The organism is Streptomyces sp. DT2A-34 (assembly GCF_030499515.1).
Taxonomy (GTDB): domain Bacteria; phylum Actinomycetota; class Actinomycetes; order Streptomycetales; family Streptomycetaceae; genus Streptomyces.
Genome location: NZ_JASTWJ010000001.1, coordinates 1,363,067 through 1,387,545 on the forward strand (window position 1 = coordinate 1,363,067; position 24,479 = coordinate 1,387,545).

General features: G+C 71.5%; 21 protein-coding genes and 1 pseudogene. 13 read left to right on the forward strand and 9 right to left on the reverse strand.

Translation table 11 applies throughout. The features are described 5' to 3' along the window. Positions 1 to 76: 76 nt before the first annotated feature. The gene (locus QQM39_RS05915) at positions 77 to 1,552 is read left to right on the forward strand and encodes an APC family permease (RefSeq protein WP_301995569.1); all 1,476 of its coding nucleotides are present in this window, start codon (positions 77 to 79) and stop codon (positions 1,550 to 1,552) included. Between the two features lie 80 nt (positions 1,553 to 1,632). On the opposite strand, the gene QQM39_RS05920 is transcribed toward QQM39_RS05915, so the two are convergent. The 3 genes and pseudogenes from QQM39_RS05920 to QQM39_RS05930 all read right to left on the reverse strand — a co-directional run. After that, positions 1,633 to 1,932, reverse strand: a complete 300-nt coding sequence (locus QQM39_RS05920; RefSeq protein ID WP_301995570.1) for an FAD-binding protein — start codon at positions 1,930 to 1,932, stop codon at positions 1,633 to 1,635. Positions 1,933 to 1,977: 45 nt separating this feature from the next. Continuing rightward, on the reverse strand, positions 1,978 to 2,475 hold the full coding sequence (locus QQM39_RS05925) for an FAD-binding protein (RefSeq protein ID WP_301995571.1): 498 nt from the start codon (positions 2,473 to 2,475) through the stop codon (positions 1,978 to 1,980). A 148-nt stretch (positions 2,476 to 2,623) separates the two neighbouring features. After that, a pseudogene (locus QQM39_RS05930) lies at positions 2,624 to 2,839 on the reverse strand (ABC transporter substrate-binding protein); the annotation flags it as partial. Between the two features lie 34 nt (positions 2,840 to 2,873). Here QQM39_RS05930 and QQM39_RS05935 point away from each other — a divergent pair. The 3 genes from QQM39_RS05935 to QQM39_RS05945 all read left to right on the forward strand — a co-directional run bounded on the left by QQM39_RS05935 (position 2,874) and on the right by QQM39_RS05945 (position 5,688). Next, a complete protein-coding gene (locus tag QQM39_RS05935; protein WP_302003950.1) occupies positions 2,874 to 3,014 on the forward strand; it encodes a hypothetical protein in 141 nt (46 codons plus the stop codon). A gap of 119 nt (positions 3,015 to 3,133) precedes the next feature. Further along, entirely contained in the window at positions 3,134 to 3,826 is a 693-nt protein-coding gene (locus QQM39_RS05940) for a hypothetical protein (RefSeq protein WP_301995572.1), read from the forward strand. Continuing rightward, a complete protein-coding gene (locus tag QQM39_RS05945) occupies positions 3,823 to 5,688 on the forward strand; it encodes a hypothetical protein (protein WP_301995573.1) in 1,866 nt (621 codons plus the stop codon). The genes QQM39_RS05940 and QQM39_RS05945 overlap by 4 nt, the downstream gene beginning before the upstream one ends. Positions 5,689 to 5,778: 90 nt before the next feature. On the opposite strand, the gene QQM39_RS05950 is transcribed toward QQM39_RS05945, so the two are convergent. The 4 genes from QQM39_RS05950 to QQM39_RS05965 all read right to left on the reverse strand — a co-directional run bounded on the left by QQM39_RS05950 (position 5,779) and on the right by QQM39_RS05965 (position 12,297). Then, positions 5,779 to 6,504 carry a class I SAM-dependent methyltransferase gene (locus QQM39_RS05950; RefSeq protein ID WP_301995574.1) on the reverse strand — a complete coding sequence of 242 codons (726 nt, stop codon included), beginning with the start codon at positions 6,502 to 6,504 and terminating at the stop codon, positions 5,779 to 5,781. A gap of 153 nt (positions 6,505 to 6,657) precedes the next feature. After that, entirely contained in the window at positions 6,658 to 9,096 is a 2,439-nt protein-coding gene (locus tag QQM39_RS05955) for a SpoIIE family protein phosphatase (protein ID WP_301995575.1), read from the reverse strand. Positions 9,097 to 9,282: 186 nt separating this feature from the next. Further along, entirely contained in the window at positions 9,283 to 11,670 is a 2,388-nt protein-coding gene (locus tag QQM39_RS05960) for an MFS transporter (RefSeq protein ID WP_301995576.1), read from the reverse strand. A gap of 183 nt (positions 11,671 to 11,853) precedes the next feature. Further along, positions 11,854 to 12,297 carry an SRPBCC family protein gene (locus tag QQM39_RS05965; protein ID WP_301995577.1) on the reverse strand — a complete coding sequence of 148 codons (444 nt, stop codon included), beginning with the start codon at positions 12,295 to 12,297 and terminating at the stop codon, positions 11,854 to 11,856. 231 nt (positions 12,298 to 12,528) lie between these two features. Here QQM39_RS05965 and QQM39_RS05970 point away from each other — a divergent pair, with 231 nt between their 5' ends. From QQM39_RS05970 to QQM39_RS05985, 4 genes are all read left to right on the forward strand, one after another. After that, the gene (locus tag QQM39_RS05970) at positions 12,529 to 13,578 is read left to right on the forward strand and encodes an Rv2578c family radical SAM protein (RefSeq protein WP_301995578.1); all 1,050 of its coding nucleotides are present in this window, start codon (positions 12,529 to 12,531) and stop codon (positions 13,576 to 13,578) included. A 136-nt stretch (positions 13,579 to 13,714) separates the two neighbouring features. Next, positions 13,715 to 15,292 (forward strand): alpha/beta hydrolase, encoded by a 1,578-nt coding sequence (locus QQM39_RS05975; protein WP_301995579.1) that lies wholly within the window; start codon positions 13,715 to 13,717, stop codon positions 15,290 to 15,292. 65 nt (positions 15,293 to 15,357) lie between these two features. Further along, entirely contained in the window at positions 15,358 to 15,756 is a 399-nt protein-coding gene (locus QQM39_RS05980; protein ID WP_301995580.1) for a RidA family protein, read from the forward strand. A gap of 40 nt (positions 15,757 to 15,796) precedes the next feature. Continuing rightward, a complete protein-coding gene (locus tag QQM39_RS05985) occupies positions 15,797 to 16,330 on the forward strand; it encodes a GNAT family N-acetyltransferase (RefSeq protein WP_301995581.1) in 534 nt (177 codons plus the stop codon). Positions 16,331 to 16,415: 85 nt separating this feature from the next. Here QQM39_RS05985 and QQM39_RS05990 read toward each other — a convergent pair whose 3' ends face one another. Then, positions 16,416 to 16,991, reverse strand: coding sequence for an adenylosuccinate lyase (locus QQM39_RS05990; RefSeq protein WP_301995582.1), 576 nt, complete (start codon positions 16,989 to 16,991; stop codon positions 16,416 to 16,418). A gap of 377 nt (positions 16,992 to 17,368) precedes the next feature. Here QQM39_RS05990 and QQM39_RS05995 point away from each other — a divergent pair, with 377 nt between their 5' ends. The 3 genes from QQM39_RS05995 to QQM39_RS06005 all read left to right on the forward strand — a co-directional run bounded on the left by QQM39_RS05995 (position 17,369) and on the right by QQM39_RS06005 (position 20,877). Beyond that, positions 17,369 to 19,186, forward strand: a complete 1,818-nt coding sequence (locus tag QQM39_RS05995; RefSeq protein ID WP_301995583.1) for a 3-hydroxyacyl-CoA dehydrogenase family protein — start codon at positions 17,369 to 17,371, stop codon at positions 19,184 to 19,186. 208 nt (positions 19,187 to 19,394) lie between these two features. Continuing rightward, positions 19,395 to 20,207 (forward strand): TetR family transcriptional regulator, encoded by an 813-nt coding sequence (locus QQM39_RS06000; RefSeq protein WP_301995584.1) that lies wholly within the window; start codon positions 19,395 to 19,397, stop codon positions 20,205 to 20,207. 451 nt (positions 20,208 to 20,658) lie between these two features. Next, a complete protein-coding gene (locus QQM39_RS06005; RefSeq protein WP_301995585.1) occupies positions 20,659 to 20,877 on the forward strand; it encodes a hypothetical protein in 219 nt (72 codons plus the stop codon). 194 nt (positions 20,878 to 21,071) lie between these two features. Here QQM39_RS06005 and QQM39_RS06010 read toward each other — a convergent pair whose 3' ends face one another. Beyond that, positions 21,072 to 22,133, reverse strand: a complete 1,062-nt coding sequence (locus QQM39_RS06010; RefSeq protein WP_301995586.1) for an FAD-dependent oxidoreductase — start codon at positions 22,131 to 22,133, stop codon at positions 21,072 to 21,074. A gap of 152 nt (positions 22,134 to 22,285) precedes the next feature. Between QQM39_RS06010 and QQM39_RS06015 the strand changes: the two genes are divergently transcribed. Together QQM39_RS06015 and ccrA are read left to right on the forward strand one after the other, a co-directional pair. Further along, the gene (locus QQM39_RS06015; protein ID WP_301995587.1) at positions 22,286 to 22,801 is read left to right on the forward strand and encodes a hypothetical protein; all 516 of its coding nucleotides are present in this window, start codon (positions 22,286 to 22,288) and stop codon (positions 22,799 to 22,801) included. 337 nt (positions 22,802 to 23,138) lie between these two features. Further along, positions 23,139 to 24,476 (forward strand): crotonyl-CoA carboxylase/reductase, encoded by a 1,338-nt coding sequence (ccrA, locus tag QQM39_RS06020; protein WP_302003493.1) that lies wholly within the window; start codon positions 23,139 to 23,141, stop codon positions 24,474 to 24,476. Positions 24,477 to 24,479: the final 3 nt, after the last annotated feature.

The window sequence follows — 24,479 nt, forward strand, 5'->3', positions numbered from 1 at the left end:
CATCAATGACTCATATTTTCTCTCACTCCCTGTTCCATGGGTCGACGTACGACGGGAGTTCGGGGAGTGAGGGAACATGGCCAAGGACGTCGCGGATCCGGGCCCACCGCGGTCCGCCGGCTTGAAGCCCGATGCGATCGGGTTCGTCGACGCGCTCGTCATCGGGCTCAACTCCACCTCCCCGGCGTACTCGGTCGCGGCGGTCATCGGCCCGGTCGTGGCGCTGGTGGGGATCTACGCGCCCGGCGTGATGCTGGCGTCGTTCGTGCCCATGCTGCTGATCGCCTCGGCCTTCTCCTACCTCAACAAGGCCGACCAGGACTGCGGCACCACCTTCTCCTGGGTCACCCGGGCCATGGGGCCGTGGGCCGGGTGGCTCGGCGGCTGGGCCATCACGATGACCGGGGTGCTGGTCGTCGGATCGCTGGCGGACATCGCCGTGACCTTCGCCCTGCTCGCCTTCGGCCTCGACAGCTGGGCCGAGAACGACGCGGTACGCCGGCTGCTCACGGCGCTGGTCATCCTGCTGATGACGGCCGTGTGTGTCATCGGCACCGAGGTGTCGGCGAAGGTGCAGAACGTCCTGATCATCGCCCAGGTCGTCTGTCTGCTCGCCTTCGCCGTGGTGGCGCTGTACCGGGTCTACGCCGACACCGGCACGCTCGGCTCCGTCGAACCGTCGATCGGCTGGCTGGACCCCTTCGGAGCCGGCGGGGCGTCCCTGACCGGGGCCCTGCTGCTCGGCGTGTTCATCTACTGGGGCTGGGAGTCGGCCGTCAATCTCACCGAGGAGGTCGAGGACTCCGCCACCGCTCCCGGCAGGGCGGCCGTGTGGTCGACGGTCATTCTGCTGGTGACCTATGTGGCGGTGGGCTTCGCGGTGGTCGCCTATGCCGGAACCGCCTACCTGGCCGAGAACGCGGCGGAGGAGGAGTTCGTCTTCGCCCTGCTCGCCGGCGAGGTGATGGGCGGCTGGGACTGGGTGGTCCTGCTCTCGGTCTCGACGTCCGCGCTCGCGTCGACACAGACGACGATCATCCCGGCGTCCCGCACAGCGCTGTCGATGGCGCGCCGTCGTGCGCTGCCCGCGCGTTTCGCCCGCGTCCACCCGCGCTTCCGCACCCCGGACGTGAGCACGTGGTGGGTCGCCGCCATCGCCATCGCCTGGTATCTCGCCGTCAACGAGATCAGCGCCAACGCGCTGTTCGACTCGCTCACCGCGCTCTCGCTGCTGATCGCGTTCTACTACGCGCTCACCGGAGTCGCCTGCGCCGTGTACTACCGGCGCCAACTCACCAGCAGCGTCCACCACTTCGTTCTCATCGGTCTCGGCCCGCTCGTCGGCGCCGGGCTGCTGGCATGGCTGCTGGTGGAATCGGTCATCGACATGTCCGACCCCGCCAACTCCTACAGCGGCGACTCGTGGTTCGGACTCGGTCCCCCACTCGTCATCGGCATCGGCATCACCGCCACGGGCGTACTCCTCATGGTCGTGTGGCGGCTGGTGGCTCCCGCCTTCTGGTCGGAACGCCCCGGTGTGGTCGACCCGTAAGCTCTCAGGTCGCCGTCGCCGCTGCCGCCGCCCGCCCCGCCGCGCTGCCGGAGAACAGGCAACCGCCGAGGAAGGTGCCTCTAGGGGCCGGAGCGGCAGCCGTGCACGCCGCCACCGCCGAAGCCGGCGACCTCTCCGGCGGCGTACAGCCCGGAGATCGGCGTGCCGGAGGCGTCCAGGACCCGGCCGGAGAGGTCGGTCTGGAGGCCGCCGAGGGTCTTGCGGGTGAGGATGTTGAGGCGTACGGCGATCAAAGGGCCCGCGCTCCGGCCCGCCCGGCTCGCCACCCCGTCGAAGTCGCCGACGACGGTGGGAGCTGGGCTTGCCGCGGGCCGCGTCGCTGGGCTCCGGGACGGCTCCGCGTACGCCGGTGACGGCACCGCCCGTGACGATCAACTCGTCCACCCGGTGGCGGAACCTGAAGGTCACCAGCCCGTCCGCCACGGCCGCCCGCACCTTCTTCTCGAACGGCTCGACCACGGCCGGCCCGGTGCCCCAGGTGACATGGAAGCGCGGCACCGAGTTGCCGTGCCCGTCCGCGAGCCCGCCGCCGCGCTCGGCCCAGCCGACGATCGGGAACCACTGCCCATGCCGAGCCGGGCGAGCCAGGCCCGCTTCTCCTCGGAGGCGAAATCCACATACGCCTCCGCCCACTGGTAGGCCCAGCGGTCCTGCCCCGACGGGTCGGAGATCCCGCGGTCGAAGCCGGCCGTGCCCAGCCAGTCCTGCCGGGCGAGGTCGTGCGAGCCCTTGATGCCCATCACCCGCTGTTCCCCGGAGTCGACGAAGAACAGCCCGCCGAAGGACCAGAACGCCTGCCCGCCCAGACCGGCCTCCGGCTCCTGGTCCAGCAGCAGCACCTTGCGTCCCGCCGCCGCCAGTTCGGCCGTGGCGACCAGTCCCGCCAGGCCATGGCCGACCACGACGGCGTCCGCGTCCGACGCCGCGCCCGAGGCCGCGAAGGCCGGGACCGGCGCCTGCGCGAGGGGGCGACGGTAGCCGAGGGAGTCTCAGGGCCGCCAGATGCCGCCGCCCTCAACTCAACTCCCCTGCGCCGCCCGGAAGTTGACCTCAGGCCCGATGAAGGCGGTCGACCAGGATGTCGATCACCAACGGCGTCCGCGGCCCGAACCCCAGCAACACCCCGTCCTCCAGGTCCACGACCCGCCGGTTCATCCCCGCCGGCGTCTGGCCGATCCCCGGAATGTCGACCAGCCCGTCGATGCCGCCGACCGATTCCAACCCCTTGGTCATCATCAGGATCACATCCGGCCGCGCCCGCACCAGGGGCTCCAAGTTCGGCTCCGGCGGCACCTTCGACGTGAACATCTACGTCAAGGCCACCCTCGACGACGGCTCCGTCTGCGGCCAGGACGTCGACTGCGCGATCGTCACGCGTGCCGACCACTTCGACAGCAGCGACCGCAACTACGACGTGCACGTCCCGATCACCTTCCAGTAAGGGCGGGTAGCTCCGACCGGTCCACGGGCCGGCCCTCCGGCCGGCCCGTTCCGGCACGTCCGTCGACCGAGCACCCCATCCATCCGGCCGGGCCCCACCGGACGAGTGAGGAATCCTCCATGCAACTCAGACGCCCGGCGGCGCTCCTCGGCTCCGCCGTGCTCATGACCGCGTCCGTCGCCGCGGGCCCGGCCGCGCAGGCCTCCGACACACCGAAGACCGGAATCGGCGCGGGCGGCCAGAAACTCTCCGTCTCCGCCACCGCGAACCTGGACCCCGACGGCGAGACGCTCCACGTCACCGGCGAGGGCTACGACACCGCCAAGGCCATCTACGTCGCCCTGTGCCGGGACAACGGCGACGGCAAGATACCGAGCCCCTGCATCGGCGGCGCCGACGAGGACGGCAGCGGCAGCTCGTCGCAGTGGATCGTCCCCGAGGGCGACGAGTACGCAAGCGATCTCGCCCTCCACTGGGGCGCGGGCGGCACCTTCGACGTCGAGATCAAGGTGCGGGCCAAGGACGCGAGCGTCGACTGCCTCAGGTACGCCTGCTCGGTCGTCACCCGCGTCGACCACCGCAACGCCGGCGACCGCTCCCAGGACGTGCGCGTGCCCGTCACCTGGGAGGGCCAGGACACCGGTGGCGGCGACGACGGTGACGGTGACGGCGTGGACGTGCCGCCCGGCACGGTCGGCTACGTCCAGTCCGCCGCGTTCACCACCGCCGGACGCCCCCTGGACCTGCTGCTGCACCCGACTCCGGGAAGCTGTACGTCGGTTCGGACGAGATCGCCGACACCGCCGACGTGACCGAGCGGGGCCTGTACGTCCTCGATCCCAAGGACGGCAAGGTCCTCAGCCACATCTCCCAGGCCCCCGGCCTGAACGGCGCGATGGCCGCCCGTGCGGTCCGCCGGATCATCGGCCCGCTCGCCGGTGAGGGCGTGGTCTTCCACTACCCGCTGCGCGGCATCGGCACCGCCAAGGACGGCGACACGGCCGCACAGGGCCACTGGTACGACGGCGCATCCTTCACCGGCGTCGGGCAGGACACCGACACCTCCTCCGTGCTGGTGGCGGCCGGCCCCGAACTGCGCCGTGTCGACCTCGCCACCGGCACCGTGAAGAAGACGGTCACGCTCGAAGGCGGCAACCAGCTCGGTGTGGACGCCGCCCGGGGCGTGGCCTGGTCCATCGGCACCGCCGAGGACAAGCAGGTGCTGCGCCGGGTGGACACCACCACCTTCCAGGTCACCGCCACGACCGAAATCCCCGCGGACTCCTCCTACTTCGTCGAGACGGACCCGGCGACCGGCAACGTCTGGCTGGGCGACAGCACGTCAGTGCTCGTCCTCGACACGGACGGCAAGCAGCTGACCACGCTGACCGGCACGGACCGGCCCGTGGCGGCGGCCTTCGACCAGACCACCGGGCGGGCCTTCGTGCTGCGCGGGGACATCGCCGGCAGCGCGTCGGACGACGACGACGGCTCCCTGGAGATCCTGGACAGCGCGACCTTCCAGCAGGCGGCCGCGCCGGTCACCCTTGCGGGCAGCGACTCGAGCACCTACGCGGGCATCGCCGTCGCTCCCGGCGCCACATCCGTGTACGTCACCAAGTACACGACGAACGAGGTCGTCAAGCTCGACCTGCGCATGTCCCCGAAGGTGACCCAGTCCCCCACCGACCGGACCGTCGCCCCCGGCGACGAGGTCACGTTCGTCGCGGCGGCCGAGGGCACCCCGGAGCCGACCGTGAGCTGGCAGGTCAGCCCGGACGGCGGCCAGACCTGGTCGACGGTCGAGGGCGCGACGAAGAACGCGTACTCCTTCACCGCGAAGGCGGCGCAGGACGGCTACCAGTACCGCGCCGAGTTCGCGAACTCCGTGGGCACGACCCGTACGTCGCCGATCACCCTGACCGTCAAGGATTCCTCCGGCGACGGCGGCACCGGAGGCGGCGACGGCGAGGCCACCGAGCCGTCCGGCACCAGGACCGAGACCGGCCCCGAGGGCCAGCAGCTCACGGTCACCCCGGTCAACAACCTGGCCACCGAGAACCAGACGCTCAAGGTCACCGGCTCCGGCTACGACGTCGACAAGGGCATCTACGTCGCCCTGTGCGTCGACAACGGCGACGGCGAACTGCCCACGCCGTGCATAGGCGGCGTCGACATGAGCGGCGAGTCCCACTCCTCGGCCTGGATCTCCTCCGATCCGCCGGACTACGGCCAGGATCTCGCGACCCCGTACGGCGACGGCGGCTCCTTCGAGGTCGAGCTCACCGTCGACGCCAAGGACGAGTTCACGGACTGCTTCAAGGCCAAGTGCGTCCTCGCCACCCGCGCCGACCACACCCTCTCGGGCGACCGCTCCCAGGACGTGAAGGTCCCGGTCAGCTTCGTCGGCCAGGACCCGGTGGACACCGACCCCGAGACCGATGACAGCGGCGGCGGCACGGGCGGCTCCGGCTCCTCGGGCGGCACGACGGGCGGTGGAGCGGACACCACCGGCGGCAGCACCACCGGTTCGGCCACCGGCGGCACCGGCACGTCCACCACGGGCGGCAGCCTCGCCTCCACCGGCGTCACCGTGGTCTCCGCCGCCGCGCTCGCGGCCGCGCTGATGGCCACGGGCTGGGTGGCGTACCGCCGCGGCCGCAGGGCCGAGTGATCTCAAGGTGGTTCGCCCTCCGGTCGCCTGAGCCGGAGGGCGAACCACCGGCTCAGACCCGCGCCGGACCGCGGTGGTGCCTTGGTGCCGTCACGCCGTACGCCCCGCCACCAGCCACTTCGACGGCAGCTCGATCCGCGTGCCGTCGGGCCCGTACTCGGTGGTGACCAGCGGCAGTTCGCCGCTCGCGAGGACGGTGAGCCCGGCCGCGCGCAGATACTCGGGCACCGCGTCGTCGGCGACCTCGCCCGGGGCGATGCCGTGCCGGAAGATGGGTGCGAGCTTGGGCGGCGGTCCCGCCGGGTGCTGGGCGAGGCCCATCAGGACGGGCTTGGCGGACTCGGAGAGTTCGACGAGGAAGGCCCGGCCCCGCTCGCCGACCAGCGTGGCGATGCCGTCCACCATGGGCTGCCGGTCGTCGGGCTCGGCTTGGTGGAGCACACCCCGCATGTAGACGTTGGCGTCGCCGAGTTCGGCGTGCAGCGTCTCGGCCTCGGACTTCTCCCCGGCGTCGAACAGCCGGTACGTCGCCTGCCCGGCGGGATCCGCCTGCCGGGCGTGGTCGAGGGCCGCGGCGGACAGGTCCGCGCCGAGAACGTGCCGGAAGCGGTCGGCGAGGAAACGGGTCTGGGTGCCGTTGCCGCAGCCGAGGTCCACCATCGGCAGGCCGGGATCGGCCAGGTGCGCGTCGAAGAGGGCCAGATGACGGCCTGCGGTCAGGGCCGGCTCCGCATCCCAGAACACCGCCCCCTCTGCGGTGGGGGCCGCACGCCAGAAACCCTCCCAGGCCTCCCGGTATCGACTGGTCACGCTCATGCCCAACTCCCCAGGGTGCGACGCCGACCCGTCGTCGAGTGACGGACGAATACGGTGTATCGCGGCCTGGGCGCCGCTACAAGCGCGCGGCGCATTCCTTCACTCCGCATTCGAGACCGATACGCCGTCGTACGCCCCTCGGGGTACAAGTGATCAGCGGCGCGGGAGCGTGAGTTCGAACCAGACGGTCTTTCCGACGCTCGTACGGCTCGTGCCCCACTCGCGCGCCAGCGTGCTCACCACCCGCAGCCCACGCCCGGAGTCGTCGCCGGGCCCGGCGTTGAGCAGCGTCGGCAGTTCGTGATCGTCGTCGTCCACTTCGCACAGCAGTGTGTCGCCGTGGACGAGGCGCAGTGCGACGGGACGGCTGTGGGAGTGCCGTACGGCGTTGGTGACGAGCTCGCCGACCAGCAGTTCGGCGGTGTGGACGAGGCGGGACAGGCCCCAGGCGTGCAGCTGTTCCCGGACGACGGCGCGGGCCCGGCCGACCTGTCTCGGGTCGAGGTCGATGCGCCACTCGGCGACGTCGTCCGGCTCGATGCCGTTGAGGCGGGCCATCAGCAGGGCGACGTCGTCCTTGCGGCCGCCCCGCGTGTTCAGGGCGCGGATGATGGTGTCGCAGGCGTCGTCCATGGACGCGGCCGGGTGGGCGGCGGATTCGCACAGGGTCGCGAGACCGACACCGATGTCCTCGCCGCGTACCTCGACGAGGCCGTCGGTGCACATCACGATCCGGTCGCCGGGCTCCACGCGCACGCGTACCGCCTCGAAGGGCACCCCACCGACGCCGATCGGCGCACCCGTGGGCAGGTCGAGCAGCTCACTGCGCCCGTTCTCGGCGCGGACCAGGACGGGCGGGATGTGGCCGGCGTTGGCGAGGTGCAGTTCGCTCGCGATCGGGTCGTAGACGGCGTACAGACAGGTCGCGAGGTAGGTGTCGCCGAGGCGCTGGGCGAGGTCGTCGAGGTTGCGCAGCAGTTGGGCGGGCGGCAGATCGAGGGCGGCCATGGTCTGGACGGCCGTACGCAACTGTCCCATCATGGCGGCCGAGTTGAGGCCGTGGCCCATGACGTCGCCGACGACGAGGGCGGTGCGGGCGCCGGGCAGTTTCACGGAGTCGAACCAGTCGCCGCCGACCCGGCCGAGCAGGGTGCCGGGCAGATAGCGGGTGGCGATGTCGCAGCCCGCCATGCGCGGCGGGATGTGCGGCAGCATGCTGTCCTGGAGGGTCTCGGCGACGCTCTCCTGGTACGTGTACATCCGCGCGTTGTCGAGCACGAGACCCGCGCGGGCGGCGAGTTCGGCGCCGGTGACCCGGTCCATGTCGTTGAACTCGACGCGCTCCGGGTGGCGTAGCAGGATCATGAAGCCGAGGACGACATTGCGGGCCTTGAGCGGCACGACCAGCATCGAACGGCCCGTGATCAGCGGCCGGATGTCGCGCTTCTCGAACTGCGAGGCGATGGCGTGCCCCATCTGCTCGCTGATGCGCGGCACCAGGACGGGCTCGCCGCTGGTCATGCACTGGAAGAACGGCGTGTGCGCCGGGAACGGCATGGCTTCGCCGACCGGCACGACGTCGTCCCAGCGGCCGGGTTCGTCGGTGTGCTCAAGGGCGACCCGGTGCCACATGGTGGTCGTGTCCGGCACGCCCTCGGGGAACCCCTCGCCGGCCACGACCTGTTCGCGCAGATAGGTACCGGCGACATCGGTGAACCGGGGCACGACGGCCTTGCTGACCTCGATGATGGTCCGGGCCAGGTCGAGGGAGGTGCCGATGCGTCCGCTGACCTCGTTGAGGAACTCCAGGCGTTCGCGTACGGCGGCGTACTCGAGGTCCTCGGCCTCGTCGGCGTACTCCTGCGCTAACGGCAGGCCCTCAGCGGCGGCCCGTGCGGCCCGCTCCCGGCGTGCCCTGCGCTCCACGCGCCGGGGAACACCCCAGTCGGGGGTGACGGGCACCCGGTCGTTCTGGCTGAACTCCAGTACCGGATAGCCGAGTTCGAGGACCTGCCCGACGATGCGGGCGCCCTCCTCGACGCTCATGCTGGGCAGGATCTCGGGGAGCCGGCGGGCGAGTTCCTCGGCGCCGGGGAAGTCGGTGTGCAGGGCGAAGCCGGGGGCGACGCGCTCGAAGCCGGTGGGCTCGTCGGGCTCGCTGCCCTGCTGGAGTGCGCCCACATCGGCGCCGAGCACCAGCAGCCGCTCCGGCCCGGGCCCCACCAAGGGGTACGCCCACCACAGGACGTCGACCCGGTCACGCTCGGGCACGGTGAGGCGGGCGCGGCCCGCCGCAGGGTAGAACAGCCGCCCGTCGAGGGACGATTCGAGATCGTGACCGAGACCGTCGTACGCCCCGTAGGCGCCGTACGGCGTGAGGTCGTCCTCCTCGGGCAGCGCCCCGGAGACGGGCAGCAGATCGACGGCCGGGCGTCCGATCGCCTCCTCCTTGGCGGCACCGAACAGACGGCGCGCGCCGGAGCTCCAGTGGGAGACGAGGCCCTCGCGGTCCACGACGACAACGGCCAGCGGGATACAGCCGGCCGCGGCGTGTTCCGTTCCCGCGCCGTCCCTCTCGGTGCCACGGTCCATGGCCCAGGCCCTCTCTCCCCACGGCTCCGCAAGATCTGTGCCGCCTGGTCCACCGTACGGCTCTCGGCGGAGATGATGTGCGGCAATACGGGAATTGGTGTGACGGGATCACGCCCGCCCATGACGGGATCCAGGGACCGGCCCGCGCCATGTCCGCGCAGGACAGCAACGGTGCCGGTCGTCGGCTCAGTCGTCGTGCCCGAGCTGAAGGTCGCGTTCCGTTCGGCCTCCTCCGGCGACTTGGAGCACGGTGGCGACCGGCGGGTAACCCGCGGCGATGACGGTGTACTCGCCGCTGGACAGGTCGACGAACCGGAAGGTTCCGTCGGGGCCGGTGGTGAGCGTGTCCCTGACGTTGCCGGCCGGGTCGAGCAGCGTCACGCGCGCGTCCTCGACGGGCCGCCCACCGCCGGCCCGCACGGTGCCGCGCAGTGTGGCGCCGCCGGCGAGTTCGATGTCCTGGCGTGTCTCACGGGCCACCTGGACGGTGACGGGGACGGCGGCCGGGCGGAAGGCGGGCGAGCTCGCCGCGAGGGTGTACTGGCCTGCCACCAACTCGGTGATGACATAACCGCCGTCGCACCCGCTGCGGGTCGTGGCGACGACCTCGCCGTACACGTCGGTGAGTGTGACGGTGGCGTCCACGGGTGTGCCGTCCGGGGTGCGCACGCTCCCGGCGAGGCGTCCGGCGCCGCCGAGGACGATGTTCAGCTCCACGGGGTGCTCGCCGACGGTCACGGAGACGGCCTGCGGCTGATGGCCGCCCGCCGACGCGATCAGCACGTACGGCCCCGGGGCGGGCGTCGCCAGCGCGTACCGCCCGTCCTCGCCACTCGCGCCGCGCCCGACCTGCTGCCCGGCCACGTCGATGAGCGTGAGCGCCGCGCGCGGTACGCCTGTCCCGTCCGGGTGCTGAACCGTGCCGCAGACGGGGACCCCGCCGGCGTACGGGGACCGGGCCGACGGGAGCTGGGCGTCCACGGGCGCCGCATCCGTCTCCGGGGCCGGGACGTTGTGGGAGACCAGGGGCTTTTCCTTGAGGAAGAAGGCGATGAGCAGGCCGAGCACGAGCACCGGCACGAGGTAGAGGAAGATCCTCGGCATGGCGTCGGCGTAGGCCCGGACGTAACCGTCGCGCAGTGCCGCGGGCATGGCGTGCACGAGCTGCGGGGTGATGGACTCGGGGTCGGGCAGTTCACCGCCCGCGCGCGTGGGCAGGCGTTCGGCCAGGGCGTCGGCGAGCCGGTCGGCGAAGAGGGTGCCGAAGATCGCCGCGCCGACGCTGCCGCCGATCTGCCGGAAGTAGTTGTTGGCGCTGGTCGCGGTGGAGAGGTCGGCGGGGCGCACGGAGTTCTGCACGGCGAGGATCAGGACCGGCATCACCATGCCGATGCCGGCGCCGAGGACGGCCATCCAGATGCTGTAGTGCAGCCGGGGCGTGTCGACTTCGAGGCGGGACAGCAGCCACATGCCGACGACTGAGAGCGCGCTGCCGAGCACGGGGTAGATCTTGTAGCGGCCGGTGTGGCTGATGAGTTGACCGGCGACGATCGAGGTGCCGACGATGCCGGCCATCATCGGCAGCATCAGCAGGCCCGACTCGGTGGCCGTGGCCCCGTCGACCATCTGCAGGAAGGTCGGCAGATAGCCGGCGGCGCCGAAGAGGGCGACGCCGATCACGAGGCCGACCAGGCTGGTGATGTTGAAGACGGGGTCCCTGAACAGCCGTAGCGGGATGAGGGGTTCGACGGCGAAGTGCTCGACGACGAGGAACAGGACGGTGGAGACGACCGCTCCCGCGCCGAGGCCGAGGATGACACGTGAGTCCCAGGCGTACTCGGTGCCGCCCCAACTGGTCAGCAGGACCAGGCAGGTGGAGGCGGCGGCGAGCAGCAGGGAGCCGAGGATGTCGAGCCGGGCCTTGGTCTTGGGCTTCGGCAGTTTCAGGACGACGGTGACGACGGCCAGGGTGACGAGGCCGAAGGGGACGTTGATGTAGAAGCACCACCGCCAGGAGAGGTGGTCCGTGAAGTAGCCGCCCAGCAGGGGTCCGGCGACCGAGGCGAGGCCGAACGCGGCGCCGATCAGGCCCATGAAGCGGCCGCGCTCCCGGGGCGGCACGATGTCCGCGACGATCGCCTGGACGCCGATCATGAGCCCGCCCGCTCCGACGCCCTGGATCGCGCGGTAGGCGATGAGCTGGTCCATGGTCTCGGCCCGTCCGGCGAGCGCGGAGCCGACGACGAAGACGACGATCGCGAACTGGAAGACGCCCTTGCGGCCGAGGAGATCGCCGAGCTTGCCGTAGACGGGCAGTCCGACGGTGGCGGTGAGCAGATAGGCGGTGATCACCCAGGACATCTTGTCCAGGCCGTGCAGCTCACCGACGATCTTCGGCAACGCGGTGGCGACGATCATCTGCTCCAGCGCCGCCAGCAGCAGCGCGAGCAGGAGCGCGAAGAAGACCAACCGCACCCGGCGCGGGCCGAGTTCGGCCGCCTGGGTCTGTGCGGGGGTGGGGACGTCCGGGGGCGCGGCGGCCTGTTCGTCCTGTACCAGAGTGATTCCGCCCATGTGCCGCTCCCCTCGTCGCGCTGCCGCACAATTGCCGCGTATAGCGACAACTGCGAGCAAGCACGACGAGTTACGGCAGCGGACCGGGTGACGGAAAGATCCACCCGATCCGGTGAGAGAGCCAACGCCCGCCGGGGATCAGCGCGTTGGCCCACGCAAGATCCGCGAGGCGGGCGTTCGGGGTTACTTCTCGACCTCGGTGGCGAGCTTGGCGAGCACCACGTCGTAGATCCGGCCGAGGCCCTTGGGCGCGAAGGTCCTCTCGAAGAAGCCGCCGATGCCGCCGGCGCCCTGCCAGGTGGTGGTGACGACGACCCGGGACCGGCCCTCGCCGGCCGGGGTGACCCGCCAGGTGGTGACCATGGAGGAGTTGCGGTCCTTCTCGACGAGTTCGCCGTCGGTCGGCTCGGTGACCTCCAGGAGGCAGTCGCGTACGCGCTTGCTGGTGGCCTGGAGCTTCCAGTGGACGAGGGTGCCCTCGCCGTCGCCGCCCTCGCGCACCTCGTACTCGCTGAAGTGCTCGGGGAGCAGATTCGCGCGCGTGCCGCTGTAGTCGGCGAGGGCGTCGAACACCTTCTCCGCGTCCGCCGCGACGACCCGCTCCGTAGTGGCCTCGACCTGCGCCATTGACTTCCTCCAGGACCAGAATTCTCGGGGGTTGGGGCAAGCCAACCACCCCGCTCCCGGACCGCCCAAATCGGGGGCCCGCTCAGCTCCCCGAAGCGATCACACATCGATCGAAAACGAAGCCAGGGACAGAGGCCCGGGACAGAAGCCGCGACAGAAGCCAGGGATATGGGTCGCACGATCAAGGGAACATGTGTTCTATTCTGGGGGCAGTGCTACCGAGGAGGCGTCATGCGCTGGGAGAACCTCACCCTGGAGTCCGACCACAGCCGGGCCGACTCCGCGCTGTTCGGCGCGGACGCCGTAGTCACCCGCACCTTCGACACGCCCGAGTTCGCCGGCATCACGTTCCACGAGATCCGGGCGCGCTCGATCATCAACCGGGTGCCGGGCGCCTCGCGGATGCCCTTCGAATGGACGGTCAACCCCTACCGGGGCTGCACGCACGCGTGCGTGTACTGCTTCGCCCGCAAGACCCACAGCTATCTGGACCTCGACACGGGCCTCGGCTTCGACTCCCAGATCGTGGTCAAGGTGAACGCCCCGGAGCTGCTGCGCCGCCAGCTCTCCTCGCGCCGCTGGCAGGGCGAGCACATAGCGATGGGCACGAATGTGGACTGCTATCAGCGCGCCGAGGGCCGCTACCGCCTGATGCCGGGCATCCTCGCCGCCCTGCGCGACCACGCCAACCCCTACTCGATCCTGACCAAGGGCACGCTGATCCTGCGCGACCTCGACCTGCTGAAGCAGTCCGCCGAGGTGACGGACGTCGGTGTCTCCGTCTCGGTCGGCTTCGTCGACCCCGAGCTGTGGCGCACCGTGGAGCCGGGCACGCCCGCCCCCGAGCGCCGCCTCGACGTCGTACGGACCCTGACCGAGCACGGCCTCGGGTGCGGTGTGCTGATGGCGCCGGTGATTCCGTTCCTGAGCGACAGCCCGGCACAACTGCGGGCCACCGTGCGGGCGATCGCCGCCGCCGGGGCCACCTCCGTCACTCCGCTGGTGCTGCATCTGCGGCCGGGGGCCCGCGAGTGGTTCATGGCCTGGCTCGGCCGCGAGCACCCGTATCTGGTCCGCCGCTACGAGCGGCTGTACGCGGACGGCGCCTACGCGCCGAAGTGGTACCAGCGCCGGATCACCCGCCAGGTCCACGACCTCGCGCAGGAGTACGGCATCGGCCCCACGCGCGCGGGCATGCCCCGGCGGATCCGTGAGCCCGAGCCGGAGCCGGAGCCCGCCGAGCCCACGGGATCCGAACCGACCCAACTCTCACTCATCTGAGGGCATTGGAGCGCATCCCTCGGCCCAATCGGGTCAAGTCCCGCCGGAACGAGTTCTTCCGGGCGCCCTTTCCGGGACGAATGCGGCAGGAACCGCGACACTCGCGGTCCGTGCCCCTCCGTCCTGGAAGGACCCCATGAGAGAACGCGCAGCCGTACTGTGCGGCGCCGCCGCCGTCGTGGCCGGGGCCCTGACGGCCGTCCCCGCCGAGGCGAGCCCCCCGCCCACCGCGGACACCGCTCACGCCGCACCCCTCACCTGGAAGAAGTGCGGCACCAAGAAGTACCCGACGCTCCAGTGCGCGTCCCTGGAGGTGCCGCTCGACCACTCCCGTCCGCGGGGACGGCAGATCACGCTCGCGCTGTCCCGCGTCCCGCACACCGCGAAGAAGTACCAGGGCCCTCTCCTGGTCAACCCGGGCGGACCCGGCGCCAGCGGCCTGACGCTCGCCGGATTCGTGGCCGCCGCACTGCCCAACGCGGTGGCGGCGCAGTACGACGTCATCGGCTTCGACCCGCGCGGAGTCGGCAAGAGCAGGCCGGCCCTCGACTGCAGGCCCGGCCACTTCGCCGCGGTCCGCCGGGACGCCGTGCCGAGCACAGCGCAGCTCGAGCAGGCCAACCTCACGCGCGCCAAGGCCTTCGCGCGGGCCTGCGGTGAGAAGTACGGGGACGTACTGCCGTACATCGACACGATCAGCGCCGTGCGGGACCTGGACCGGATCCGTGCGGCACTCGGCGCACGGCAGATCAACTACTTCGGTTACTCGTACGGCACCTATCTCGGCGCGGTCTACGCGAAGCTCTTCCCGGAGCGGGTGCGGCGCGCGGTCCTGGACTCGGTCGTCGACCCCACCGGTGTCTGGTACGACGACAACCTCGCGCAGGACCACGCCTTCAACGACCGGCACCGCGCGTTCATGGCGTGGATCGCCAAGCACGACACGATCTACAGGCTCGGCAGCGATCCGGCGAACGTCGAGGCCAAGTGGTACGCGATGCGGGCGGCCCTGGCCAGGAAGGCGGCCGGCGGCAAGGTGGGCGCCTCCGAGCTGGAGGACACCTTCATCCCCGGCGGCTACTACAACGGCTACTGGCCCTACCTCGCCGAGGCGTTCGCGGCGTACGTGAACGGCAGGGACGCCGACCCGTTGGTCGAGGCGTACGAGAAGTTCGGCGCCGCCGACGAGTCCGACGACAACGGCTACAGCATCTACACCTCGGTGCAGTGCCGTGACGCCGCCTGGCCGCGCGACTGGCGCGAGTGGCGGACGGACAACTGGGCCACGTACGCGAAAGCACCGTTCATGACCTGGAACAACGCCTGGTACAACGCGCCGTGCGCATTCTGGCCGACGAGCTCGCTCGCCCCGGTGAACGTCGCCAACGGCAAGGTCCCCCCGGTGCTGCTGTTCCAGGCGACCGAGGACGCGGCCACCCCATACGAGGGCGCCGTCACCGTGCGCCGGCTGCTGGCGCGCTCCAGCCTGGTGGTCGAGCGGGGCGGCGGTAACCACGGCATCACGCTGAGCGGGAACGCCTGCCTGGACAAGCGCCTCGCGGCGTACCTGACCGACGGCACGGCGCCGCGCGGCCGGGGTGGGGTCGACGCGGTGTGCGAGGCGCTGCCCGACCCGAAGCCGGTGGGTTCCAAGATCGCGTCCACGTCGTCGCGTGGCGCCGAACTGCACGGGCTGCTCGGCTTCCGCCGCTAGAGCAGGCTCTGAGCGCCTGACGGTCCGTCGGGGGCGTTGTCAGACCCATGGTCCACCATGGACGCATGAGTGAGCTGACCAGGATTGCCGCCCCCGACGGTGTCGCGCCCGCCGCCCAGTACACGCATGTCGTGCTCGGCTCCGGCCGTTTCGTCGCCGTCTCCGGCCAGCTCGCCCTGGACGAGGACGGCGAGCTGGTCGGCGAGGGCGACCCGGCGGCCCAGGCCCGCCAGGTCTTCGAGAACCTGCGGCGCTGCCTGGCCGCGGCCGGAGCGACCTTCGACGACGTCGTCAAACTCACCTACTTCGTCACGGACATGGCGCACATGCCCGCGATCCGCGCGGCCCGCGCCGAGCACATACCCGACGACCGGCTGCCGGCCGCGTCGGCGGTACAGGTCGCCGGGCTGGTGCGGCCGGAGTTCCTGATGGAGGTCGAGGCGTTCGCGGTGGTGCCGGGTTAATGGCAGGCGAGCCCGGGTGGGCGGTGTCTACGGTGCCGTCATGAATGACGACGGCATACTGATCCGCCCCATGACCCTGGCCGACTGCGCGCGCGTCGCCGAGATCCGCATCGGCGGCTGGCAGAGCGCCTACAAGGGCCTCATGCCGCAGTCCCACCTGGACGCCCTCGACGTGGCCCAGGACGCCGAGCGCCGCCGCGCCCACTTCGCGCGGGCCGACGGGGATGTGGTGAACCTGGTCGCCGAGCAGGACGGCGAGGTCGTCGGCTGGGCCTGCCACGGACCGTACCGCGACGGCGAAGTGCGCACCGAGGACGCCGAGTTGTACGCCCTCTATGTGGACCCCGGGCGGTACGGCGGCGGCATCGGGCACGCCCTGCTCCAGGAATCGCTACGCCGGTGCACGGCCGCCGGGCACGCGCGCATGCTGCTCTGGGTCCTCGAGCACAACACCCGTGCCCGCCGCTTCTACGAGCGGGCGGGTTTCCGCCCGGACGGCGCCGCGGAGCCCTTCGACGTGGACGGCGTGGAGGTGCCCGAGGTGCGGTACGCGCGGGAGCTGGCGCCGGGCTGACCGGCCGGCGCCGCGGTAGACGGGCACGAGCTGCTGGCGCGGGCCCGCCTGGGCCTCCGGTCGCCGACGTCGGCCGGCCGGAATGTCACCGCTGACGAGGGATCCGTGCCAGCGCACGCACCGCCGCCTCCGCGAGTACCGGGTGGGCCAGTGCCTCGTTCAGGACGCGTCTGGCCCGGGCGTCGCCGAGTGCGCCGAGGCCCTCCACGCAGGCGAGGGCCACGCGGCGGTAGGGGTCGTGCGGGCGCAGGCGGCGCTCCAAGGTGGTGATGAGGGCAGGCACGGCCTCGGGGGCGCGTAGCTCGACCAGGAGCCGGACGGGGTGCAGGGCGTAGGCGACGCGGAGTTCGTTGGTGGCGAGGGCGGCCGCCGCGCGGGCCGTGCGCGGGTCGCCGAGCCGGGCGAGGGCGTGGGAGGCGGAGACACAGCGCTGCGGGTCACGGTGGTTCAGGAGCAGGACGAGGGACTCGAAGGCCCGGCGGTCCCCGGCGAGGCCCAGCCGGAAGGCGGCCAACTCCCTGGCCCACAGCGGCTGTCCGGGCGCGGTGAGCACCTCGGCGAGTTCGTCGAGGTCCTGGGTCGCCACGAGGCGGTCGTACGCGGCCGACGCTCCGGACTCCTGCCGTAAGCGCTCCGTGAGTGATCGCAACTCTTCGTCCATGAAGCCGAGCGTATGCAAGCGGCGCGCCTCGCGGGACCTACATCACAAAGACGAGGTCTGGCGCGCTCGTTACCCACGGGTTAAGCTCATACGAGCGAGTCACCCACTCGCAGATTTGCTTGCAGCGGCCTGGTGACGCAGCCGCCGCGAGTGCTGGTCGGTTCGGTACATCACGTACCTCTCAGTACGACCCGGCTCCGGGACAGGGCCGGTCGGATCCGCCGTTCCCCGGGGCGTGTGCACGCTCCCGGTGACGGCACCGGGCGTGTGCGCCAGTAGCCCGGCAACACCCGCACTCACTCCTTTCGCACCCGGTGCGCCTCCTCGGCGCACCCGGGCGCGCTTCCAGTCGTCACCCTCATTCCTGGAGTCCCGCGATGGCCACTCCCCTGTCCGACACCGCGTCCGACACCCCTCTGTCCCCGCTCAAGACCGTTGCCGTCGTCGGCCTCGGCACCATGGGCACCGGCATCGCCGAGGTCCTGGCCAAGGCCGGTCGCGAGGTCATCGGCATCGACATCAGCGAGGCCGCGGCCACCAAGGCCGTCGCCGCCCTGGAGTCCTCGACCGCCCGTGCCCTGGAGCGCGGCCGGCTGACCGAGGTGGAGCGCACGGAGGCCCTCGCCCGCGTCCGCACCTCCACCGACCTGCGGGCCGCGGCCGACGCGGACCTGGTCATCGAGGTGGCGCCGGAGTCGTACGAGATCAAGCAGCAGATCTTCCGCGAGCTGGACGGGATCGTGCGCCCCGAGACGATCCTGGCGACCGGCACCAACGCCCTGTCCGTCACGCGGCTGGCCGCCGACTCGGCCCGCCCCGAGCGCGTGCTCGGGCTGCACTTCTTCAACCCGGCGCCTGCGATGCGCCTGGTCGAGGTCGTCTCCTCCGTGCTGACCGCGCCGACGGCCGTCACCGCGGTCACGAACCTCGCCCTCGATCTCGGCAAGGAGCCCGTCGCGGTCGGTGACCGGCCCGGGTTCGTCGCCGACGGGCTGCTGTTCGGCTACCTCAACCAGGCCGCCGCGATGTACGAGGCGAAGTACGCCTCCCGCGAGGACATCGACGCCGCGATGCGGCTGGGCTGCGGGCTGCCGATGGGCCCGCTGGCCCTGCTCGACCTGATCGGCATCGACACCGCGCGCAGGGTCCTGGAGGCCATGTACGCCGAGTCCGGCGACCGGCTGCACGCCCCCGCGCCGATCCTCAAGCAGCTCAGCGAGGCAGGCCTGACGGGCCGCAAGTCGGGCCGCGGCTTCTACACGTACGAGGCGCCGGGCAGCGCCACCGTCGTGCGGGACGGACTGACGCCGCTGGACGGCGCCGCCCTGGCCCCCGGCCGTACGGTCCGGTCGGTCGGTGTCGCGGGCTCCGGCACCATGGCGTTCGGGATCGCCGAGGTCTTCGCCAAGGCCGGGTACGAGGTCGTCCTCGCCGCCCGCAGCGAGGAGAAGGCGCAGGCCGCCAAGGCCCGTATCGGCAAGTCGCTTTCCCGCTCTGTCGACAAGGGGCGGATGACCGCCGAGGCCGCCGCGCGGACCCTGGACCTGATCACCGCGGCGGGTTCGTACGACGCGTTCGCCGACGTCGACCTCGCCGTCGAGGCGGTCGCCGAGGACCTGGAGATCAAGCAGCAGCTGTTCGCGGCGCTGGACAAGGTCTGCAAGCCGGGCGCGGTGCTGGCCACCACCACCTCCTCGCTGCCCGTCGTCGCCTGTGCCCGCGCCACCTCGCGTCCGCAGGACGTGATCGGCATGCACTTCTTCAACCCGGCGCCGGCGATGAAGCTGGTCGAGGTCGTCCGTACGGTGCTCACGGCCGACGACGTGCACTCCACGGTCCGCGAGGTCTGCGGCCGGATCAAGAAGCACGCCGTGGACTGCGGCGACCGTGCCGGATTCATCGTCAACGCGCTGCTGTTCCCGTACCTGAACAACGCGATCAAGATGGTGCAGGAGCACTACGCGACGCTGGACGACATCGACGCGGCGATGAAGCTGGGCGGCGGCTACCCGATGGGTCCGTTCGAGCTGCTGGACGTCGTCGGGCTCGATGTCTCCCTGGCGATCGAGAAGGTCCTGCACCGCGAGTTCCGCGACCCGGGTCTCGCTCCGGCGCCGCTCCTGGAGCATTTGGTGGCCGCGGGCTGCCTCGGCCGCAAGACGGGCCGCGGCTTCCGCGAATATGCCCGGCGCTGAGCGGCCCGGCGACTGGTTCAGAAGCGGTCAGGAGTGGGGTGGGCTGCTGGACCCCGGCAGCCCGCCCCCGCCCGCCCCGCGCAGCTCTCCCCCGGCCGACCGAAGCAGCTCGCCGCCATCCGTCCGACCCGGTACTCCCCCGCCCGCCCAGGGCGGGGGAAACCCCGTGCATGCGCATCAAGCTGCGCACATGCAGTACGTTCGGGTCATGCCCCAGCCCGCCAAGTCCTCACGTACACCAGCCACGCCCGACGCACCGGAAAGTGCCGCCGGCAGTCGCGCGGCCGCCCAACGGCTCAAGATGCGCCGCGAACTGGCGGCCGCGGCGATGGAGCTGTTCGCGACCAAGGGGTACGAGGCGACCACCGTCGACGAGATCGCCGCCGCGGCCGGGGTCGCCCGCCGCACGTTCTTCCGCCACTTCCGCTCCAAGGAAGAGGCGATCTTCCCGGACCACGACGACACCCTGATCCGCGCCGAGGCGGTGCTCAACGCCGCACCGGCCCATGAGCACCCGCTCGACACGGTGTGCCGCGGCATCAAGGAAGTCATGCGGATGTACGCGGCCCGGCCGGAGATCTCGGTCGCCCGCTACAAGCTCACACGCGAGGTACCCACCCTGCGCGAGGCCGAGATCGCGTCGGTGGCCCGCTACGAACGCCTCTTCACCCGCTACCTCCTCGGCCACTTCGACGAGCACGCCCACGACGACGACGCCAACGACGACCCGCTGCTGGCGGAGGTCGCCGCGTCGGCCGTGGTCACCGCGCACAACCACGTCCTGCGGCGCTGGCTGCGCGCGGGCGGCCAGGGTGAGGTGGAGGCACAGCTCGACCACGCCTTCGCGATCGTACGGCGGACGTTCGGGACGGGGATCGGGGCCGGCCGGGAGACCGCACCGCGCACGGCGCCGGCCTCCGTGGCGGCGCAGGGTGAGGTGCTGGTGACGGTGGCCAGGACCGACGCGCCGCTCGACGAGGTGATGCGGACCATCGAGCAGGCGCTGAAGGAGCGGGTCTGAACCAGGCCGTTTCGTTCGGATCAGGCCGGCTGTGAGATGCGGTGCCTTCCGGCCGACCCGAGCCGGGGCGATGGGGGTGCCCCGCGAGCCGGGCGAAGCCGGTTCGAGCGTGAGTGGGCGTGCAGCTGCGAGGCGGAGGAGGGAGTCGACGCGGAGCGTCGGCGAGTGACGACAACGCCGCAGATGCGCGTGCCAGACCCCGCGACGCCGGGGCAGCTGCGAGGCGGAGGAGGGAGTCGACGCGGAGCGTCGGCGAGTGACGACAACGCCGCAGATGCGCGTGCCAGACCCCGCGACGCCGGGATGATCCAAACGACAGGGCCTGGGCGGGCGGGCCCAAGCCGCTACGCAGGGGGCTCATGATGGCTCCCTCAGGGGAACCATCACGTCGGCTCATCCGTCCTCCATGTCGAAGCACGATCTTCATGGGCCGTGACGGAAGTGAGTTGCCATGCAGACGAACGACCCGACCAAGCTCGAAGCCACGCTGGCCGACGGACGGCGCATGACCCTGTCCCTCCCCTCGACGGACGCGAAGTGGGCCGCCGACGGCATAAAGGGCCTGCGCGCCGTCCCGCCCACCCACACGGGCCGCGGGGAGGAGCCACCCGCCCTCCCCGAGGAGCCGGCGCTCCCCCTGCAGGTGGCGCTGCTCGGCCTGGGCGCCTAGCACCGACGCTGAAGACGCCGGACGGAGCGGCCCGGCGCGAACCGGGCCGCCAGCCCCGCGTCCGCCTCCCCGTCAACAGCCCGGCCACCAGCCGCCCCGTCGCCGGGGCCTCAGGCCCAGCATGTTGTGGCCGGTGGCGAGCAGTACCCGGGGGCGGCTCGGGAGCGGGCCGATCAGGAGGAGCCCGTCCGGTGTCATCGGGCGCGGCCCCATCCACTCCTGCTCCCACCGCTCCCAGTCGGCCCCCGGCAGATACGGCCGCGCGGCCGCCACCAGCGCCTCCACGCGGCCCTGCCGGAAGCGGTCCGGGTCTCCCGGTCGAACTCCATCGTCCCGGCGACCCGCACCCCCTTGCCCAGCGGCGCCAGCACCGCCTTCGCCGAGCCCAGGTGGACCAGCCGCCTCGGCAGTGACTCGGCCGGCACCGAGAAGCTGTAGCCCTTCCCGGCGGCCAGGTCGATCCGTACGCCCAGCGAGGCGCACACCTGCCGGGACCAGATGCCCGCGCCGATCACCACCGCGTCCGCGTGGAAGGTCCCCGCGCTCGTACGGGCCTCGACGCCATCCGCGCCGTCCCACACCGCCGTCACCCGCGCCCCCCTCCACCAGCTCGGCCCCGTCGCCCCGCAGCCGCTCGATCGGCGTGTCCACGAACTGCCCGGGTTCCACGGCCCATTGACGCTCCACCAGGAACCCGGCCCGGGCGGCGGGCCCGAGGGCGGGCTCCGTCCCGGCAAGCGCCGCGCCCTGCAGCACCCCCCCGGCGAGACCGGCGCGCCGAGCCGGCGGGAGCCCGCCGGCCCATGCGCCGCGTCCTCGTACGACGGGTACGCGAACAGCAAGCCGTCCTTCCAGGCCCCGCCGTCCACGCCGAGCACCTCCAGCTCCTCGAACAGCGCGAACGTGTCCTCGGCGAGGGCGGCGAGCGCGGCGGCCCCGGCGCTGTGGTGCCGGACGGTGCTGCGCAGGCCCAGAGCGGCCAGGAAGCGCAGCGGGATGCTCGGCACGGGGTTGGTCCACAGCGGGCAGTCCGGGCGGAACACGCCGGTCAGCGCCTTGGCCGCGACGCCCGGGGCGCCGAGCGGCTCGACGAGGTCGGAACAGATCTCGCCGGCGTTGCCGCGCGAGGCCCCGCTGCCGAGCCGGTCCCGTTCCAGGACGGTGACCCGTGAGGCCGGCCCGGCCGAGGTGTGCGCGCAGGCCAGGCCCACGACGCCACCGCCGACGACGAGGACCGAGGAGGGCGACGGGCTCACGAAAGCTCCGTCCAGGTCGCGAAAGCTCCTTCACAGCGGGCAGGTCGGCCGGCGGAACGCTCCCGTCCCCGCTCGACTCCGCGAGGCTCTTGCCGCTGGTCTCCGGGGCGAGCCGGGACGTCCGGGCGGGCGGGGCAGCACAGATGCCTCTGGTGCGGACGGTACGGGAGGTCTTGGGCTCCGCCCGGGACGTGACGGGGGAACTCGCCGCCGGCCGGTACGCCGTTCTGCACGCCTCGACCGGACGCCCCGAGCGGCTCGTCGAGCGGTGCTCCGCCTCGGTCGAGCGCCTCCGCGAGCGGCACGGGGCCGACGAGCGGTGCGGGATCGGCGAGCCGGGCCGGAGCGTCGCCGGGACGCACGACTCGTACCGGGACGCGCCACTGGCACTGCGTGCCGGGACCCGGCTGGAGCCCGGCCGGCGCGTCTTCGCGGCCGCCGAGCTGCGGGAGACGCTGGTCGCGTGGGCGGAGTGCGGCTTCCAGCTCGTACGGACCGCCGACCGGCTCGCCATCCATCCGGACCACGCTGCTGTACCGGCTGACGAAGATCGAGGAGCTCACGGGCCGCGGGGTGCGGGGTGCGGGAGCCGCGGACGGCGATGGCGCTGCACCTGGCCTGACCGATCCACGCCCTTTAACAACCGATTCGTACCTACTCACCGGTAGCTTTGATCGATCATCGCTCATTTGTTACGTAAAGATTTCATCTGAGAGCAAGTTCTGGCACTCGGTGCCTTGCCAGGTGACACGCCGTGCCATACGTTGAAAGAGTCCGGGCGGCCGGCGTGCAGAGACCATTCGTACGCCGGCTGTCCCCGCAAGCCCCCTCCCGGGCCTGCGCGCCCGGACGCCTGCGTCACAGGCAACCTCCCGCGCCACAAAGCGCTGCCGAACAGCACCACCCGCCGAACCGACGGCAACCACCACAAATCCTCAGCAGCACCGACGTAACCCTCAGCGCCCCTCCCTCAGGGTGCTCACCGCCGGAGGCAATACCGTGACCGTGAAGGACATTCTGGACGCGATCCAGTCGCCAAAATCGACGCCGGCCGACTTCGCCGCCCTGCCGCTCCCCGAGTCGTACCGCGCGATCACCGTGCACAAGGACGAGACGGAGATGTTCGCGGGCCTGGAGACCCGCGACAAGGACCCGCGCAAGTCGATCCACCTCGACGACGTGCCGCTGCCCGAGCTCGGCCCGGGCGAGGCCCTGGTGGCCGTGATGGCCTCCTCGGTCAACTACAACTCGGTGTGGACGTCGATCTTCGAGCCGCTGTCGACCTTCGGCTTCCTGGAGCGCTACGGCCGCACCAACGAGCTGGCCAAGCGCCACGACCTGCCGTACCACATCATCGGCTCCGACCTCGCGGGCGTCGTCCTGCGCACCGGCCCGGGCGTCAACGCCTGGAAGCCCGGTGACGAGGTCGTCGCGCACTGCCTGAGCGTGGAGCTGGAGTCGTCCGACGGCCACAACGACACGATGCTCGACCCCGAGCAGCGCATCTGGGGCTTCGAGACCAACTTCGGCGGCCTCGCCGAGATCGCGCTGGTCAAGTCCAACCAGCTGATGCCGAAGCCCGGCCACCTGAGCTGGGAGGAGGCCGCCGCCCCGGGTCTGGTCAACTCCACCGCCTACCGCCAGCTGGTCTCCCGCAACGGCGCCGGCATGAAGCAGGGCGACAACGTCCTGATCTGGGGCGCGAGCGGTGGACTCGGTTCGTACGCCACGCAGTTCGCGCTGGCCGGCGGCGCCAACCCCATCTGTGTCGTGTCCTCGCCGCAGAAGGCGGACATCTGCCGCTCGATGGGCGCCGAGGCGATCATCGACCGCAACGCCGAGGACTACAAGTTCTGGAAGGACGAGAACACCCAGGACCCGAAGGAGTGGAAGCGCTTCGGCAAGCGCATCCGCGAGCTGACCGGCGGCGAGGACATCGACATCGTCTTCGAGCACCCCGGCCGCGAGACCTTCGGCGCCTCCGTGTTCGTCACCCGCAAGGGCGGCACCATCACCACCTGCGCCTCGACCTCGGGCTACATGCACGAGTACGACAACCGCTACCTGTGGATGTCCCTGAAGCGGATCATCGGCTCGCACTTCGCCAACTACCGCGAGGCCTGGGAGGCCAACCGGCTCATCGCGAAGGGCAAGATCCACCCCACCCTGTCGAAGGTGTACTCCCTGGAGGACACCGGCCAGGCGGCCTACGACGTGCACCGCAACCTCCACCAGGGCAAGGTCGGCGTGCTCTGCCTGGCCCCCGAGGAGGGCCTGGGCGTGCGCGACGAGGAGATGCGCGCCAAGCACATCGACGGCATCAACCGCTTCCGCAACATCTGAGAC

Excerpts from the sequence above, each read along its gene's own strand:
- QQM39_RS05915 (WP_301995569.1), top strand. The coding sequence starts at position 77 with ATGGCCAAGGACGTCGCGGATCCGGGCCCACCGCGGTCCGCCGGCTTG.
- QQM39_RS05940 (WP_301995572.1), top strand. The coding sequence starts at position 3,134 with ATGCAACTCAGACGCCCGGCGGCGCTCCTCGGCTCCGCCGTGCTCATG.
- QQM39_RS05950 (WP_301995574.1), bottom strand. The coding sequence starts at position 6,504 with ATGAGCGTGACCAGTCGATACCGGGAGGCCTGGGAGGGTTTCTGGCGT.
- QQM39_RS05955 (WP_301995575.1), bottom strand. The coding sequence starts at position 9,096 with ATGGACCGTGGCACCGAGAGGGACGGCGCGGGAACGGAACACGCCGCG.
- QQM39_RS05960 (WP_301995576.1), bottom strand. The coding sequence starts at position 11,670 with ATGGGCGGAATCACTCTGGTACAGGACGAACAGGCCGCCGCGCCCCCG.
- QQM39_RS05965 (WP_301995577.1), bottom strand. The coding sequence starts at position 12,297 with ATGGCGCAGGTCGAGGCCACTACGGAGCGGGTCGTCGCGGCGGACGCG.
- QQM39_RS05970 (WP_301995578.1), top strand. The coding sequence starts at position 12,529 with ATGCGCTGGGAGAACCTCACCCTGGAGTCCGACCACAGCCGGGCCGAC.
- QQM39_RS05975 (WP_301995579.1), top strand. The coding sequence starts at position 13,715 with ATGAGAGAACGCGCAGCCGTACTGTGCGGCGCCGCCGCCGTCGTGGCC.
- QQM39_RS05980 (WP_301995580.1), top strand. The coding sequence starts at position 15,358 with ATGAGTGAGCTGACCAGGATTGCCGCCCCCGACGGTGTCGCGCCCGCC.
- QQM39_RS05985 (WP_301995581.1), top strand. The coding sequence starts at position 15,797 with ATGAATGACGACGGCATACTGATCCGCCCCATGACCCTGGCCGACTGC.
- QQM39_RS05990 (WP_301995582.1), bottom strand. The coding sequence starts at position 16,991 with ATGGACGAAGAGTTGCGATCACTCACGGAGCGCTTACGGCAGGAGTCC.
- QQM39_RS05995 (WP_301995583.1), top strand. The coding sequence starts at position 17,369 with ATGGCCACTCCCCTGTCCGACACCGCGTCCGACACCCCTCTGTCCCCG.
- QQM39_RS06000 (WP_301995584.1), top strand. The coding sequence starts at position 19,395 with ATGCCCCAGCCCGCCAAGTCCTCACGTACACCAGCCACGCCCGACGCA.
- QQM39_RS06005 (WP_301995585.1), top strand. The coding sequence starts at position 20,659 with ATGCAGACGAACGACCCGACCAAGCTCGAAGCCACGCTGGCCGACGGA.